This window comes from Paenibacillus konkukensis, from assembly GCF_023523925.1.
In the GTDB taxonomy this organism is placed as follows: domain Bacteria; phylum Bacillota; class Bacilli; order Paenibacillales; family NBRC-103111; genus Paenibacillus_S; species Paenibacillus_S doosanensis.
Genome location: NZ_CP027059.1, coordinates 5,281,873 through 5,298,479, shown reverse-complemented (window position 1 = coordinate 5,298,479; position 16,607 = coordinate 5,281,873). Strand labels below are relative to the sequence as shown.

Here is a 16,607-nt window from a genome sequence, read left to right as displayed (position 1 = left end):
TCCCGCCGCTTTTCTTCCTGTTCTTCCGCAAAGGCGGGCAATCGCTCGGCTTCCTGCCGGTTCAAGTAACGTCCCGCTGCCAGCAGTTCGCCGATACGTTTCTGCACGTTCATCCACGGCAGCACGACTTGCGTATCCGGGTTCATGATCGGGCCGCGGGTCAGCGTGATGCCTTTGCTGTCATAATTCATGTGAATATCCGTGCCGATCAGCGCGGGAAGACGCCCGCCGGTCCCGTATTCCCGTTTCAGGAAATCGGCGTTCTCCTGTGCGGACAGCGACTGCTGGAAATGCAGCGCAATGCGATACTTGCCGTTCTCAAAACCGCTGCCGTTTTGCAAAATGGCGTCAATGACCGCTTGCGGCATGAAAAAAGCGGAGGCTTTTGCGTCCTCCGCTTGTTCCATCCACAGCGTCTGTTGCTCGATGGATGGTTCTAACTTTCCCGACAAGTCAAATTCGTTCAACAGCATCATGCTGGCGATATGCTCGGCGATGACGCCCCAATCGTAAAAGCTTTGCGCCGTGCGTTCCTCCGCCGTACCTGTCCACAGATGCAAAACGTTGCGATACGGTTCAAATCCTGCTCGTACGCCTTCATCAAGCGTCAGTTCGGTGATGCCTGCCGGAAACAAACCGCGCACATACAACATGCGCTCGCGCTCGTCCTCATGAGCAAGGAAAAATGCTGCGATGTCCGACTTGCTCTCCCGCAGCGGCGCGGCTCGAAGCATGTCATTGATGATGGCCTGGTCGTGAAAAAACGGAAGACTTCGGTCCTCCGTTTCCCGGTCGTACCATTTTAATGATAAATCAGTTCCGCCAGAATCAGTTCCTCCGCCTGCTGCTTCAGGTTGTTCATATGTCCCGTCCAGGCTAGCGGATCGCTCGCCTTGTCCGGTGCCGGGTGAGACGCGAGCAGTTCCTTTATCGTCCGGTCGATCTGCTCCCGCGCCGTCCGGTCGATGTCCGCCAGATGCCGGTTCAACTGCTCCGACAACATCAGATGGGCGTACATGCCCTTCCGCTCGGTTTTCAGAAACGTCTTGCGCATCATCCCGTACTTCCCGATGGCCGTCTCCGCTTCGCTCAGCGTCAGGTTGGGCAGCAGATAATCCCCTTGCGGCGTGTACGTGAGTTCCATGTTCATCCTTCCTTTCTTGCAGGGTAGCTTCATTGTGCGGCAAGGAATCGGGTCTTGCAAGGGTATGGAACGATTGACCATCATTAGCACGTTGCGCCTCCCGGCGCAGCGCTCGGACGGTCGATTCCACTTCCCGCAGCATCATCTCGGACACATCGCTAATCGCTGCGCCCAAGTGGGACAGCGCAGGAAGCGTGTTGAAATACCCGATGCCGGACAAATCTTCGATGCTGATATAATGTGCGGGATCGAGTCCGCAACGGATCATCGCCATGTAAGCGACGGCCGTTTCGGCAGCTTGCTTGAACAGCAACTCCACATGCGAATTATCCAGGTCCTCCAGCAAACTGTGCTCCCGCTCTTTCATCAACTCCGCCACATAATCGGCGCTGTTGTCATCCACCGCATTCCGCGCAGCAGCGAGCAACGCGGCAGGCAGATCCGCACGCCGTTCGCTCTCGTCCGGCGTGCCGAACGCATTTTCCAGCGTCTCCATCACATGAGCCGTATCGCTGTCCTGCAATCGCCAAAGCGAGACCTGCTGCTGGCGTCTGCTCTGAGTGTCCGATACGTCAAACACATGGCGCAGGCCCAGATGGTTGCCCCTATCTTCGATCAGGGCAATCCCTTTCGCGCCGCGCTTCACCCAGCGATCCAGCCGCTTGTTCCAGACGTCAATCGGCGCGCAGGCCGTCGCGTCCGGACGTTGGGCGTAGATCAGCAGTTGATCCTGAAACGGATATTTATAGTTCCAGGCCGCCGTCCGCAAAAAATCCGCCCACCGCTCAGGCTGATTCGTCACCGTGCGAGCCGTGCTGGCAGCCAGTTCGACGATGCGTTGCAACTTGGCTGTCACGAGAGCACCTCCCTTACCGAAACGTGATTTGATTGGTCAGGCGAATGCCTTCTTCGGAATAACGGGCCGTTATCCGAAGGAGTCCGATACGCTGCAACAGGTGCAGATTGCGGCGGACGGTCGAAGGGGAAAGACCCACCTCCAAAGCCAGCTTTTTGCCGGACAACAAGACGTAGCCGTGCAGCCCGCCCGCGCGATCCATCAGGTAGCTGTACAATAGCTTTGCTGCAGGAGGGACCTTCGCTCCGGCCAGCAGTTTATACCGTGTGAGATCGTTCATAGGCTTCCTCCTCGGCAGACGCTAACGCTCCAGCGACCGTTCCGACAAACGCTCCGGCCGGACGTAGCAGTACAGATAGAAATTGTAGTCTCCCGCATATGGGAAACAACGCAGGTAGTACCGATGGCGCTCTGTTTGAAAACAAAAGCCATATACGCCGGAATGCCACGCCCCCGATAATCGGGCCTCCGGATGCGACAGGCAAAGTTGATGCATTCGGCTGCGGCTTTGAAGCCATCCCTGCTCCGTCAATGCCTGCACAACCGCATCCAGTTCCGCCCGGAAAGCCGGCGTTTTTAACGTTGGCAAATGCTCGAACCAGTTTGCCCAGAACGTCTCGCCGCTGCTGCCAAAATAACCGCGCAGATGCCCGATGCAACCCCGTTTCGTATCCTTCTCTATTGAAGCGGAATAAAAATAGGCCGCATCTTCCGACACGGCCGTTTGCAGTTTTTCCAGCATATTCTTTTCCTCCCGGCTGGTAGGTGTTCGCTCTAGGTTGCGACACACATAGAAGGGGAAAGTCCGATATCTGCCACAAGCCGACGGGAGGAAAGCCACACGGGGCTGTTTTTTCCGCCCGCCAAATCCAGTAAATAGCAGTACACCAGCTTGGCCGCAAGCGGAAGCGAGGCTCCGTCCAGCAGCCGATAACGAGTGAGATCGTTCATTGCGTCCTCCTATCGTTGCGTTTTCGTTTTTTTCTTCTGTGCGGCAGGCGTGGAAGGCGCTTGCTGTTGCTGCTCCACCAAGCGCTCCGGCCGGGCATAGCAGTACAAGTAAAAGTTGTAATCCCCGGCAAAGGGAAAGCAGCGCAAATAGTAGCGGTGATCCTGCGTTTGCATGCAAAACCCGTATACATCCGTGCTCCAAGCACCGCCGATGCGCGCCTCCGGATGCTCGCTGCAAAATCGTAACATATGCTGGCGGCTTTTCAGCACCTTCTGATCGCCGATAGCTTGAAAGACCTTACCCAATTCTTCTTTAAAAGCAGTCGTTTCAAAGGGAGAGCGCCGGGGAAACCAGGTTACCCAGAACTCCTCGCCCGACCGCCCAAAATCGCCGCGCAGGTGGCCGATGCAGCCACGTTCGATCTCCTCTGCGGCAGAAGCGGAATAAAAATAAGCCGTATCTTCTGGCGCGGCACTTTGCAGCTTTTCCAACATGTTTATCCCTCCTGTCTGGTGAATTTAATGGGTGCCTCCCGTCCCAAAGTCGTCGTAGCTGGACAAATCGGCATGATAAAAGACGACGTCGCCGTCCAGCAGGGAGAACGTTGCCCCGTATGGATCGACGAAGCTGCGCTGAAACCCTTCCATTCGCCACTGATTGTCCAGCGGCGCGTTTTTGTATTGCAGATGCGGATGGTTCAAGTCTTGATTGCGGATCGTTGCGATGTTGAAATTGACGATGATGTACCCATCCTTCAGAAATACGGGCGCATGGTCGTCCAGCCGGTGCGTGCGGCCGTACTCGGCCAGATTGAAGCCTTTCGGCACCACGTACGGCGCGGCGGGCAAACTGTAGTCTCCCCTCCACCGCTGAACCGAAGCGTTGGCGCGGGCCGCATCGATGCCGGAGGGCACCTGCATGCTTCCGACAAACGTCCGAAGCTGAGGCGGCAGCAGCATGATATCGTAGCCGCCCACATACGTCGGCTTCTGCGCATCCTTTACATATTGATCGATAAACGTCTGCCTCGCTCCGGGCGAACCGTTTAGCGCCCAAAGCGTTGCGGCGGTGTCGGTCAACTCCTGCTTCGGCACATTGCGCAGGCGGGCGTCGAGCGTCACATACCGTTTCTCCGCATCGTCGCCGGAGCCGATACGAATAAACCGCTGACTGCCTGAATGATAGTAAAGATCGACTTCTTGCCGATTACGGCCTTTGCTGTCCACGAAGTAAAAAGTTGGCGTGACTTTAATCCCGTCGCCCGAACCGAACATGTTACCTTTCGTCATGACTTCGAATTTGAAATGGTAACCCGTTTTGACCGCTACATTTTTCTTGCCGCTCTCCGGGTGACTGCCTTGCCGTACCGGCAGCACGTAAGGAGGGGTATTGCCGCGCGGTGCACCGTCAATGCCTTTCGTGCCGACCCAATAGGCGTTTCCTGTCGGCGTCACGCTGCCCTTTTGGGTGCGGAACACCGATTCCCAGGCAAAATCGGCAATGTCGGTGATGCGGAAATCATAGAGACGGCCGATCACTTCCACCGGAACCACCTGCGTAGCCACATGGTTGGACAAGTCCAGATTGGCATTCATCTGGGACGTAAAGGAGGCCGGACTATTCTCGGCAAACGTTCGGAATAACACGTCGTAATTGCCCTCGTCCACCCAAACGGGTAAATAGAAAGTCGTCTGCAACTGACCGACCGGGATGGACACCCACGTGTCCTTGGGGACGAGCGTTGTGCGATCCGCTTTGTACACATCGAACGGAAAGCGTACCTGCTTGTCCCTCACATACTTGGCATAATCCCGATTTCCATAGCCCTTGATGTCCTTGTGCGGGCCGCTTGTCGGAATCGTCACGGTAAAGGGCCGGTCCAGAATGAGCGCTGATCGCCCGGCAGTCGGCTGCGTTTTCTGGTTGTGGTCTTGATCGTCCGACACCGTGGCGTAGTTCACCACCGGCGTATGCACGGTTACCGGGTTGATGCCGCCAATCGGAAAAGTTTTGTTTCCTCCGCCACCGATGCCTTTAATCAAGGAGTACGTTATTGTGCCGGTACTCGGCTGATTCGCTTTGTTTGTTTTGGAAGCGTCAATGAGATAACCTTTGCCGTACAGCACATCCTGACCGATCATCGACGGGGCCGGTATCGCCCCCGGCGTCGGTGCTTTTTCCTCAACGGTCCGGTTGTCCATAATCGTAATCCCGTTAAAAACGAACAAGTCGTTTTTCACCTTGATCTTGCCGATGGCCTTCTCGGCCTCGTTGGTCCAATCCTCGTTTGGTACGGAAGGCCGTCTGGAGCCGCCGGAAATCGTTTGTCCGGGAAGCATCACATTTGAATAGACCGGATCGATGATATGCGCGTTGAGCGGCGCATCGTGCGCGGCGGAAACGGTTGGCGGCGTATAGCCACTCGGCTCCAGCGTAACCGTTCCCGAAGGAAGCGAATAATTGGAGACCATCGCCTTTTGAATGCTGTACACTTCGAGATTTTGAATCGTCCAGAAGCTGTACTTGCGTTCAATCGAATAGTTTTTGGTGACCGTCTGTGTATCTGAACGCGGAACGGTAATGGTCGTCGGATTCCCGTCTGCATCGGGCGGACCGGATTGAGTCTCCGTCCAGGTAAGGGTATATGTTTTACTCACCTGAATCGGGTATTGCTTCGTGCCGGTCGTTTCCGTGAACGTGTTGCGATACAAGTACGATTTGGCCAAAGCGTTCACATACAGGCTCTCTGAAGTCGGAATGCCTTGCAGCACATCAAATTTTTCTGCGCCGCGCGCATCCGCCTGAATGACGGCAGAAACGCTTGGCTCCATCACTTCGGCCTGTTGGGAAGCGCCAGGCTGCGGTTCTCCGCCGCCGTCGCCTTTACGCACCGTATGATCGGATGTCGAATCCCCCGTATTGCCGTCCACATCCTTTACGACGACAGTGATTTGCACGCTCACTTTGTCGCCGGACGTGAACGGGATTTTGATCGGAATCGTTTTACTCGTCGAAGTGCCGGAGAGGGGTCCGGTTTTGTCGTCCGTTTGAACGAGCCTGGCATTTCGAATATCCGTGATTTCGTATGACTTCAAATTCTTTAGCGACTTGACTTCAAAAACAAAATTCCCGTCCACTTCGGTCACGTTTTGGTCGACCGTTTCCGGCGCTTCAATCCGGGACGCGACCGTTACTGAGGAGGGAATTTTGTAAATGCCGATAAAGTTGGAGCCGCCCGATCCCACCAGAATGGAGCGCTCTTTGAGCTTCGGTTCGCCTTTTTCCAGAACGAACAACTTCTCGTCGGGTTTGTTATTGTTCGTAATGTAAGAGCGGATGATTTCATACGTCTGACCGCCGAAAGTGATTTGTCCTTCAAACGTATGGTTCGCTTCCTCGCCGGTTGCGAAAACGCCTTTGTCCACTTCTTTGAGTTTGGTGCCGTCTTCTTTTTGATAGATGGCCTTCACCGGATTGTTCTCTGCGTATTCGGCAACCGCGTCCGTTCCGCCCAGATGTACCGTAAAGCTTCTCGTTCGCACCTTCGGATTCGTTTCGGGATTTTCTTGCAGCCAGTCTTTCCGCGTCGAGTCCTGCTTGGGCGATAAATAGGAGCGAACGATCGTATACGTTTTTCCGTTGTCCTCAATCGTTTCAGGAAATTCATGATCGATCGTTTCCCCAACTTTGTACTTGCCCTTTAGAAATGTAACTTCCGGTCTTTGAATGACTATGCCGTCTACGGTTTTTGCAATGACATCGACGGGAAATTCCGCGCTTCGATAGGGTACATGAATGCCGAAATAATCGTCCAAGTCGTCCGGGTGCGCCCAAGGTTCGGCTCTCTTGATCTCATCTAACGTATAAAAGGGCCCTTTGCGCACGTTGCCGTTTCCGTCGATGGACACCATGATGGCATACAAATATAAGTCGTCGTTGTCTTTGATGTCGCCCATGCCCGCGTTCCACATGCCTTCCGTGACAAGCGCCTCGCTGACTTCGTAATAGGTCGTGACAGGCTGGCCGGGGATCGGCGGATTCGGTTCCTGTCCTACTTGCCGTACTTGCTGGTCCAAAAATGAAGCATGTTGGCCGCTTCTCGGATCGCCACACTGCTTGGGCGTCGTATTCGAACATAATTGGTCACGGCGCACCGTCCAACCCACGGTTCTGTATCTAATAGACGATGTTGCAGCCGTACTGGTGATTTCAAAGCTGATTTTTCCTGCCTCAGTTCTTACTTTTGGGGTTTCGGCTTTCGCTGCGAAAGGAAAACCCGAAAATAAAAAAGAGCATGCCAGAAGCACGCTCAACGCCGATTTTATGAATTTGTTTTTCTTCATCTATTCCGAGTCCGCCTTTCTGATGAAATAATTGCGGAATAAACTGGCTCCCGGATCGACTTTCAATGTACTGCCCCAATCGCCGCCAACATTCGTGGAAAGGGAAATATCCGCGTAACCTTCGTACCAAACCTGCTTATCGAATTTGCGATCATTGGGGAACCGCTCATCGTACAGCAAATTTTTACTTTCCGTGAATGAGTTGAATTTGATTCTGAACTTGGAACGTACATAATTATTTCCAAACCCGTCTTTATAGATCATGGAAGGCTCGGGATCAAGGTATCCTTCGGTCTGAATCTTGTTTTCTTTAACCCACTCCACATACCGCCGGATATATTTCAATTCCGCATTGGAGCTTTGTACTTTTGTGGCAAATACCGCCTGCGCCCACGTATCGTCAATCGTTTTGTAGTCTATGTTCAGCCACAACGCGCCGAACGTTTTCAGACGGTTCATCCATATATCCACGTTTTTCTTATTGAATTCCGGTATGGTCGAATAGAGCACCGAAGAAACCTTGCTGTCCGTAGGATGCGAGTAGGGATAGGCCATTTCATAGGCTTCATTCGGCACATCGGCCAGAATGTACGGGTAATCTTTCGCGTTCTTCGGCAAATGGGTTGTGCGAATCAGGCGGCCCCATTCATCGTACTTTGCATTGGCGTCTTCTTGTATGGAAATAAATACGGTCGATGTCGGGCTATCCCAATTCACTTTCGCCCCCAGCGCTTCGCTGACAAAACGCAGCGGGACAAACGTCCGGCCGCCGCTGGTGATCGCCTTCGAATCGAAGACCACTTCTTTACCGTTGACGAGCGCCGTGCTATCGCCGATCGTAAGCACAATATGCAGGTCGTCCCGCTCAATCGGAACGGTCATGGTTTTGGGCTCCCATCCAACTTTCGCGCCCATCTGTTCCGCGATGAATCGAACCGGCACGAGCGTCCGGTTGTTTTCATCGACAAATGCTTGCGCATCGGGAAACCAGATTTTTTGTCCGTCCATGACGACGCTGACAAAAGACGGAGGTTTGCCTGCTGCGCTTGCCGTCGCACTGAACAGGCTGCAAATCATCGTGACGACAAGTCCTGAAAATATCCATTTTCTCACGCCATTCGCTCCTCTCTTCATAGGGATCATGACAAGTTTGGAAGATTTCGACTGTCAGGTTCATCATAGAGCCGATCCGACGGCGTGTCCACTTTTCCGAAATAACCGCCGTCTCGTTAAGATGGCGAGACAGGACAGTCCAGCGGCATATAGCCTTTTTGCGCAGCAGCTTTTTCGCTGGAAAACGTCTCTTCCATCGGATAAGTAAAGCCGCATGTGCTACGATAATACACTTTCATGTTTCCTTTCCTGGCCCCGACAATCTCCGGCTTCTTGAGCACGCGGCTTCCGCCGAGCGCATAATTGTTGTAAAACTTGCCTCCCATTTGAATGCCCTGGATAAAGGCAAGCACCCCGACGTCATCCACGGTATTGTGCCATTCCTCCTGCGAAATGGTCGGCAGCATGAAGGTGTAAGAAAAGCCGTATCGGGAAACCGATTCGTTGTGTTTATTGATCCGGTAGGCGAGTTCGTCTTCAATTGCGCGGACGATGGTGCTCCGGCGCACCTGCTCAAATCGTTCCGCATCCTTTAATAGCGCAATATTCGTCTGCTGCCCGACGTCGGCCCGCAAGCCTTCGTGCCAGCTCCGGCTGCCCGCATCGTAAGCGAGGACGAAATCGTCCAGCGTGAACGAAAGGCTGTTGCCCGATGAATCGGCGTAAGCATACGGCTTTTTCGCTCCCCAGACCGGTTTCCGTTCCGTTTTCCCGTCGGCTCCCGTCCACTCCTCCTCGGCATAGACGTAGAAGCCGTCGTAACCAATCACCGCAATAGCCGGGATATACCGACCCAGTACGCCTTGCGCAACGGGATCGTCGGCAATGCCGAAGCTTGCGTACAGCGTCCGATAAAAAGCGGCAATCGCTTCGTCCTTGTTCAGCGCCACCCGCTTGGCCGATTCGTATTGCGTCTCCCGCTGCTGATTCGCATTGACGGTCAACATCCGCGCTGCGTCATCCACCGCCGCATCCAGCGCGGTGTTATAGCGCAGCTCGGAGAGTAGCGCCTTCCGCTGCGTTTCGACTTCAATCCGGTTCACGGTCGCAAACGGCAGGAAAATGAGCGCCCCGACAATGGCCCATTCAATCAGCCTCATTGCGCACCACCCCGCCGTAAGGAATGAAGATTTTTTCGTTCGGACTGATGGCCTGGTTCAGGAAATCGAACAGGATCGTGCCGGGAGTCCGGTTCGTATTTTTAACCGTGACCGCAAATGTATCGCCGACCCGCAGTTTGTAGCGTCTCGCCGGATCGTCTTTTGCGGCCGCGCTGTTCGGGAACAGCACAGGCAAAATCTGCGCGTTGTAAAATAGGTCGTAGTGCACTTCGTAGCTGCCCCGAAACGTATCCGGCCTTGTCGGGTCGTCGTAAACCGGCACGTACTTTTTGCTTCCGTGTTCCATTTGCACATCGAAGGTGTTGCCCGTTGCCGCAATCGCCTCCATAAAGTCCGTATACATGCTCGGCGACACAAAGCCCTTGTCCCGCACTGCATCCACAAACGTTGTCGTCGCTTTCAGGACGACCAGTTCCGAAATATCGTCCTGCTGGTCGAAGGCTGCGGAAATGGGGTAGAGGTAGAGCAAAAGAACGGCAATGAGCGCCGCGAAAACTTTCGAGATACTGTTCATGGCATTCTCCTTAGCGTAAAGCGAAAATGAGACGCACCAGTTGTCCGGACGCATCTCGCTGGGCGACTGCCGTATACCGGGCATTCAGGCGAATGCCGGCGGGGACGAACGGGTCCCGATCGAGCGGCGGCACGTATCGAACGCCGTCCACCACAATTTCCGCGTCTCCCGTCTCCAGCCGGGCAATGGATTGCGCTACCTCTGCGCCGGATACGGTGCCGTCGCCGGCAATCGGCGAAAACGTCATCTGCATGTTGCGATCCAGCGTCTTTCCCGACACATAGGCGGTGGCGTTCAGCGCGGCCCCGGTTTGAAAGAGCATGAGTCCGCTCGTTGCGGCCATCAGAAAGAGAAGACAGGCCACGCTCATTTCCAGCATCGTTCTGGGGGCATGTTCCATCGGCTTCCTCCTTGAAAACGCCGGGGCGTCCGTCTATACCCGAAAGGACGCCCCGTCAGCGTTGTGATGTCAGTAAGGGCGCTTACTGCTGACGAAACACGATGCCGCGAATGACGTTGCTGCTGTCGTGCACCAGTTGCGCCCGAAATTTGCCGCTCGGATTGACGTAGTTGATATTCGCTTCATCGAGCGCATGGCTCAGTTGCCCCGGCGCATCACCAACCACTGAGCCGTAAGTCACACTGTCGATCGGAACACCCGTGTTGATCACCTTGCCATACCACTGACCCGCCGGATTTTTCCCGGTGACAATCTGGATGCCGAACTCTTCTTTATCGCTGAACTTGCGCAGCGCGTTGACCACCTGACTGCCCGACAACGTCGTGTTGTCGTACACCGTAAACGCCGTTTGCGACAGCTCCGTCTGGATATTGCTGAAGTTGCTTTGCGCCGCCTTGGTGGAGTCTTGCGCGGAAATAAACAATACGACGGCGAGGGTAATGAGCGCGATGGCCAGAAAAATGCCTGCCGCCATCACGAGTGCTTTTTGCGCGTTGGACATGAACCGATCTCTCCTTCAAATGAAATTCGAAATAAAAAAGACGTTTCCCGTTTGGAAAGCGCCGCAACCTGTCCGCTTACTGAATGCGCTGAAGCTGCTCGTAGTAAATGGACATCTGGTGCAAGCTGACGATGACGAGCGGAATGACCAGATAGCCGAAAATGAGGGCCATCATCGGCGCAAACCCGATCCATTTTCCCCAGCCTGCCTTTTGCTCAATCAATTGCTCGTACTCCTGTTTGCGCTGCTCCTGCGCGTAAGCCTGTTCCGACTCCAGGTCGTCGAACGCTTCCCGAATCGGCAAACTTTGCGCCGCCAGTTCCAGCTTTTCGACCGTGCGGACGAACGGCACAAACGGCGCATCCTCTTTCAGCTGCGCCAGCGCCTGATCCGCGCCCTGTTCGAAATGGAGCAAGCACGTTTGCAGCGGTTCCTTGAACACGCGGGCAAACTGTTCCATCCAGATGAGCAGATGCTCGACCGACATCCGGTCCAGATCCGCCAGCATGGCGATGACGGCATGCAGTTGGTCCACTTCATGCTTCATCTCCATCTGCCGCATGCGCCGCTGGAACATCCGAACGCCGACCGGCATGGCGTAGCCGCCCCATCCCGCGAGAGCGGCGAGGAGCGCTTCCCACCACTTCACATACTGATTGTCCAGCTTCGTGAGCTTGCCCATAATGCGCCGAGCCGCGGCGCGAAGCTGATCGTCCTGGCCCGTCATCGGCGATTCGCTGCGGAGCAGGGCCATCACCGTTTCTTCGCTGAGATGCTTCACCTCCTTTGCGCGATCGATGATGCGGCGATCGAGCGCCGCCGCCTCGCGCACCTTGGCTTCCTCCTCCGGCGAAAGTTGGCCGAACAGGATGCCCGGCTTTACCGGCGCATGCAGGATTTGATGCCGGCTTGCGACATGAAGCGCCATAAACATCCCGAGCACAGCCAGTAAAGCCATGCCCCCCGCCACAATGCGCTGCACATAGAGCCATTCCAGCCGAAGCGGCGATGCGGTGTCCTTCAGCAGCTTGACCATGCGGTCAGCTTCCCTGGAACCGGGGGCGGGACCAAAACGATGCACAAGCCAGCGCATCCACGGCCATTCGTACACCCGTTTCTCCCATCTTTTTCGGCCGGTCGGTTTTGGACTCGCGTCCAGTTCCTGAATGTTCCGCAGCAGGACGTAGGACAGCCATACGACCGCCATCAGGCCGATTTTCACGATCCAGCCGGTCGTGCTCGCATAAAAGGTGTCCATGGCCGGAAAGTAATGGCTGGCCCAAGCTTCGATCGGACGGGTAAACAGCAGCGGCAACAGCGCGATGGCGGTCAGTCCTTGCAACAGGAAACTGAGGCGCTCGCGGCGCAGCAGTTCCAGATTCAGCTCGGTCGCAAGCTTCCCGATCGCCTTCAAGTACACGGAACCGGCTGCGGTTCGTTTGTCGCCGTATTCCTTCACCAGATGCGACAGCCCGGCCAAGCCCTGCAAATAGCGGTTCGGCGCACTCTCGATATACTGCGCCAGCCGCTGCTCGGCGTCGCTTGCCGTGAGCACTTCGTATATTTCGTGTCCATGCAGCGCCATCTCATACGGCGCGCCGTCCGCCGCTTCATAAATGGCTTCTTCCACCATGCCATGACGATGATAATGATGACGCACATCCGAGAAAAAATGCCGGAGTTGCCGCAGCAGCCGCGTCTCCAGCCGATGGACCAGGTTGTCCGAAAAGATCCCGTGGCCAACCCAGAAGCCGATGCCAATCATGCCGAGCGTGGCCGGGTCGCACACGCCGATAGCCAGCGGAACAGCCGCCGCGAGCAGCACGCCCCATATGAGGAGCACCGTCTTAATCGTCTCCAGCCGCAGCTTCCATTCGTCGCCTAGCTGGAGAATGTTCATTCGTTTGCGAAGTTGAAGCAAGTAAGCGCGCAGGATCGGCACGCGTTCACAAACGCGATACAACTGCTGCAACACGCTGTGAAGCGCTTGTTTCTTGCGAGCTTTGCCCGGTTTGCGCAGCGCTTCATACCGCCGAACGGCCTCCGCGTCTGAACTTTGACGGGATACCCATTGAAACGCCGCCACCATCGCGAGGAACAGCACCGTTGCCGCGCCGAGCAACAGGGACAGCCATTCAATCTTCATCGCCATCCCCCCAGTAAACCGCCAAAAACGCTTCGAACGCCGCCTGGTCCGGACCGGCGAGGCATGCGGCGATTTCCTTGCGGTTTCGCTCGGACAACGGATGAACGGCGACATAGCGTCCGTCTCGGTACTCGATGACGTTCCGCGCGAGATAAATCGGTCGGTCCGTCGATCGGCGGAAATATTCCAGTATCGTCTCCATGAACGCCGTCATTTTCTCCTCGGTCGTCGTTTTGTGGCGGAACGTCTCCGGATAGCCCTCTTCCTGCTCCACCGGGACACACTCGGTGATACGTTCAATGTAACGATGTCCGTCCGCGTCCCGCCTGAGGTGAATATCGAAGTTGATGACGCTGACGACCTGCTGTTCGGCCACTTTTTCGTTCGTAAACACCCCTGTCTTCAGCAGAGAGTTGCGCAGCGAATAGACGAGATCGCGGAACGTTTTGGCATGATGCGTAAACAAGGTGAACAGCGAAGCGACCTGCGCCATCTGCACCATCCAGGCGGCAACCGGGTCGGTCGCCACTTCTCCCAAAATATTGACCGAACCGTCCGTTTTTTTCTGGATGTCCAGCCCGTCCTGCCCGGAGATCGTTTCCGTTTCCCGCAAGCTTAAAATGTTGCGTTCCCGGTATATTTTCCGAAGTTGAAGCTCAAAGCTCATTTCTTGCACTCGAATCGGCAAGATGGCCGGAATGTAGCGCACCATCGCCATCAAGAGTGTCGTTTTGCCGCTGCCCTGCGCGCCGGTGATGGCCGTAATGCGCTCGCCCATGACGAGATATCGGATCAGCCCGATGGGCAGCTCGGCGTTGGCGTCCTGAATCAATTGTTCCAGCGTGGCGTTTTGCACATCGAATTTGCGCACAAAAAAAGCCCACGATTCGCTGAACCGGGGGCGCAGCACGACGACGCGGGAGCCATCGGCCATTTCGTTCACCTTATAACCGTTCGCCTCGGACAATTGGCCGGGAAAATTATGCTTGTACACGTTCTGGCACACGCGCCTCAGTTCTTGCTCCGAGCCGAAGGACAGGAAGCTCAAATGAATGGATTTCCCTTTATAAAACAGCCACACGCTGTCATGCGACCTCGGCACCTCGGAAAGCTGCGCTTCTTCCTCCAGGCTCCATTCGCCTTCCCACATCGAGGGCGGGATGCCGGAGACGCCTCCCGATATGCCGTCAATTTTCATGTCGCGGATTTCGTCGATGACGCTAAACCCTTTGTACTGTTGGTAGATCCGCTGCACAATGATCTGGGTTTTGTCCTCGGCAGATAACTTGCACGCTTCCTGCTTGTAAATATCGCGGATTTCGCCGGCGGTAATCCGGTACGATTCGGTCTCTTCGTCTTCTAGGCTCCGTTTGGGGCGATCCAATTCGTATTTTTGAATCAGTTCGTCCAGTGCTCTCAACCGATGTTGTTTCTTAAACAGAAAGAGCAGAATATCAAACTGATCTTGCGATGTGAGCGCCTGTGGGTCTTCAAACGGCAGGAGGCGATTCAGGTTATTGTCGTCCAAGGTATAGCGCTGTTCGAGCAAATCGGCGATGACCTGCTTCACATACGCCTTGTCCCGCAAATCTCCGGACGTGCAACCCCGCAGTGCCTTCTTCAGTTCTGCGCGCTTGTTTTTGCGGCGGCGATATTCTTCTTCCGACAAGCCGAAGTCGATCAGGTTGCTGCTTGTCATCTCGTGCAGCGCCTCTTTCACGAACTTGGTCATCGCTTCCAGCGCGTAGACCGGTTTTTCGTCCGGCTGCTCCGGCAAGCGGCGGCTCATACGCAAATAGAGCAAGACGCCAATCGCGATGAGGATGCCCGCCAGAAGCAAAGCGTTCAGCGCGAACATCATCGGTCATCGTCCTCCTTCCCGCCGAAAAGAGGCTTGTTCAGTCCGGCGTTGTTGATGATCGCCTGCGCCAATGCCCGCACTTGTTGCATAAAGGGATCGTTTTCATGACCGCGCGGTACCTGTCGGTTGCGAAATAAAAAACGGACGGCTTCTCCTTGCTGGGTCGCATCCAGCCAGCCCGTATTATGGACAATCGGGTACGCAGGCTCCCGCCGATGAAATTGGCGCTTGATATTTTGAACGGTCAATGCGGAGCGAGGATCGTATTGTCCGAATACAAGCAAATGCTTCCGGTTGGACTGAAGCTGCGCCTCCACCAGCGGAAAAACCTGCTCCAGCTTGAGCACGTTTTGCGGCAGACAGACGACCAGCAAATCCGCCTGACGCAGCAGCGCCGCAGTCCACGCCGACACATTGCCGCTTCCGCCGTCCAACAATACCAGATCGTAAGCGCGCTTTGTCAGTTCCAAAAGTGGCGCAAGCCAGTCCTGTGCGGCTGAAACAAACGATGCATCCGGCTTGTTCGATCCCGGAAGGATGTCGAGTCGGTCGGCGAGCAGCGGCAGCGTGTAATCCCGCAACCTGTTCGGTTCCAGCTTGCGGTTTTGTAAAAGCCTGAGCAGCGCGTCGATACCCGCGTCATGTGGGGTGTCCGCTTTGCTCATCCAGGTCCGTCTCGGGTAAAAGCCGCGTTCGATGGCCGCGTATTCGCTTTGCATATGCCCAAGCAGCAGAAGGCGCGAGGAGTATTCCAATCCGAGCAGCGCCGCAGTGGCAACCAGGTTGCTCGTCGTACCGGCCTGTCCCGGTACTGGACTCCAAAACACCACGGTATAACCCATTTGCTTCATCTCCTTTCGTGCAACATTCCTGGATTCACCCGCGTCTTCGAGACCGAGCCCATGCCCGCCGGGCCGTTTTGGCATCGCAATCAAACAACTGCTGCAGCATGTCCAGCACGTTCCGGCGATACGCCCCGGACAGCCGCCTGATGTCGATGCGGCCATGATGCTGGTTGTCCAGTTCGACCGACATATCCCGTTCGTCCAGCGGAAAGCGGAACACGGTGTCCTCCCAGCGAACAGCCTGCTGCGGCAGCAGCGAATCGATATACGACTCGGGTATGGCGATCGGCAGAGTGGGGGCAATCAGTTTGTAAAACGGCAGCGGCTGCCCCACTGCTTCGTGAAGGCACAGCCGCTGCATCAGCTCCGCGTTTTTATGCATGCTGAGCCGGCTCCAATTGCTGCACCATACCCGCTTGTCATAGCCCGGCAGCTCCCGTCCTTTCACAAATTCGGTGTGATCGGTGTCGAGCAGCATGACATCGTATGCCGCTTTGCCTCCGGCTTGAAACAAAGAACGTTCCAATTGCGCTGGCGTGATGAGCCCGGTCGCCACATCGATGCCTCCAAACTCCCGCAGCGAATCGCCGAAATCCGCTCGCGGCAAATAGCCTTGCATGGACTGGGCAAGGGTGGAATCCACGATCAGCACCTTTCGATCCAATGCCGTGAGCAGCTTGCCTAACACAAGAAGCAAATGACTCTTATCCGGCGAGCCGAAAAACACGACTTTTTTCATGACGGCCTCCT

The 16,607-nt window shown here is 55.5% G+C and carries 16 protein-coding genes; 1 reads left to right on the top strand and 15 read right to left on the bottom strand.

All coding sequences use genetic code 11. The annotated features are described in order from the left end of the window. Window positions 1-802 precede the first annotated feature (802 nt). The gene (locus tag SK3146_RS23190) at window positions 803-1,144 is read right to left on the bottom strand and encodes a TnpV protein (protein WP_249860998.1); all 342 of its coding nucleotides are present in this window, start codon (window positions 1,142-1,144) and stop codon (window positions 803-805) included. A gap of 64 nt (window positions 1,145-1,208) precedes the next feature. On the opposite strand from SK3146_RS23190, the gene SK3146_RS23185 reads away from it, so the two are divergent. Beyond that, a complete protein-coding gene (locus SK3146_RS23185) occupies window positions 1,209-2,027 on the top strand; it encodes a hypothetical protein (RefSeq protein ID WP_249860997.1) in 819 nt (272 codons plus the stop codon). Here the strand turns inward: SK3146_RS23185 and SK3146_RS23180 are convergent. The 14 genes from SK3146_RS23180 to SK3146_RS23115 form a co-directional block, all read right to left on the bottom strand. Continuing rightward, complete coding sequence (locus SK3146_RS23180) at window positions 2,014-2,280, bottom strand: helix-turn-helix domain-containing protein (protein WP_249860996.1); 267 nt, start codon at window positions 2,278-2,280, stop codon at window positions 2,014-2,016. The genes SK3146_RS23185 and SK3146_RS23180 overlap by 14 nt on opposite strands. Before the next feature lie 21 nt (window positions 2,281-2,301). Continuing rightward, on the bottom strand, window positions 2,302-2,742 hold the full coding sequence (locus tag SK3146_RS23175) for a hypothetical protein (RefSeq protein WP_249860995.1): 441 nt from the start codon (window positions 2,740-2,742) through the stop codon (window positions 2,302-2,304). A 32-nt stretch (window positions 2,743-2,774) separates the two neighbouring features. Continuing rightward, window positions 2,775-2,951: a helix-turn-helix domain-containing protein gene (locus SK3146_RS23170; protein ID WP_179136252.1), complete on the bottom strand. Its 177-nt coding sequence runs from the start codon at window positions 2,949-2,951 to the stop codon at window positions 2,775-2,777. A 9-nt stretch (window positions 2,952-2,960) separates the two neighbouring features. Next, on the bottom strand, window positions 2,961-3,446 hold the full coding sequence (locus SK3146_RS23165) for a hypothetical protein (RefSeq protein WP_249860994.1): 486 nt from the start codon (window positions 3,444-3,446) through the stop codon (window positions 2,961-2,963). A gap of 24 nt (window positions 3,447-3,470) precedes the next feature. After that, entirely contained in the window at window positions 3,471-7,028 is a 3,558-nt protein-coding gene (locus tag SK3146_RS23160; protein ID WP_249860993.1) for a DUF5704 domain-containing protein, read from the bottom strand. Between the two features lie 267 nt (window positions 7,029-7,295). Further along, the gene (locus tag SK3146_RS23155; RefSeq protein ID WP_249860992.1) at window positions 7,296-8,408 is read right to left on the bottom strand and encodes a copper amine oxidase N-terminal domain-containing protein; all 1,113 of its coding nucleotides are present in this window, start codon (window positions 8,406-8,408) and stop codon (window positions 7,296-7,298) included. Window positions 8,409-8,524: 116 nt separating this feature from the next. Beyond that, window positions 8,525-9,508: a hypothetical protein gene (locus SK3146_RS23150; protein WP_249860991.1), complete on the bottom strand. Its 984-nt coding sequence runs from the start codon at window positions 9,506-9,508 to the stop codon at window positions 8,525-8,527. Then, window positions 9,495-10,043, bottom strand: coding sequence for a hypothetical protein (locus SK3146_RS23145; protein ID WP_036623510.1), 549 nt, complete (start codon window positions 10,041-10,043; stop codon window positions 9,495-9,497). The genes SK3146_RS23150 and SK3146_RS23145 overlap by 14 nt, the downstream gene beginning before the upstream one ends. 10 nt (window positions 10,044-10,053) lie before the next feature. Beyond that, window positions 10,054-10,443, bottom strand: a complete 390-nt coding sequence (locus SK3146_RS23140; protein WP_036623512.1) for a hypothetical protein — start codon at window positions 10,441-10,443, stop codon at window positions 10,054-10,056. Window positions 10,444-10,525: 82 nt separating this feature from the next. Continuing rightward, on the bottom strand, window positions 10,526-11,005 hold the full coding sequence (locus SK3146_RS23135) for an ABC transporter permease (protein ID WP_148456349.1): 480 nt from the start codon (window positions 11,003-11,005) through the stop codon (window positions 10,526-10,528). Between the two features lie 76 nt (window positions 11,006-11,081). Beyond that, window positions 11,082-13,151, bottom strand: a complete 2,070-nt coding sequence (locus tag SK3146_RS23130) for a hypothetical protein (protein WP_249860990.1) — start codon at window positions 13,149-13,151, stop codon at window positions 11,082-11,084. After that, on the bottom strand, window positions 13,141-15,012 hold the full coding sequence (locus tag SK3146_RS23125; protein ID WP_249860989.1) for an ATPase, T2SS/T4P/T4SS family: 1,872 nt from the start codon (window positions 15,010-15,012) through the stop codon (window positions 13,141-13,143). The genes SK3146_RS23130 and SK3146_RS23125 overlap by 11 nt, the downstream gene beginning before the upstream one ends. Continuing rightward, complete coding sequence (locus SK3146_RS23120; RefSeq protein WP_249860988.1) at window positions 15,009-15,854, bottom strand: CpaE/TadZ family protein; 846 nt, start codon at window positions 15,852-15,854, stop codon at window positions 15,009-15,011. The genes SK3146_RS23125 and SK3146_RS23120 overlap by 4 nt, the downstream gene beginning before the upstream one ends. A gap of 34 nt (window positions 15,855-15,888) precedes the next feature. Beyond that, on the bottom strand, window positions 15,889-16,596 hold the full coding sequence (locus tag SK3146_RS23115) for a hypothetical protein (RefSeq protein WP_249860987.1): 708 nt from the start codon (window positions 16,594-16,596) through the stop codon (window positions 15,889-15,891). Window positions 16,597-16,607 lie beyond the last annotated feature (11 nt).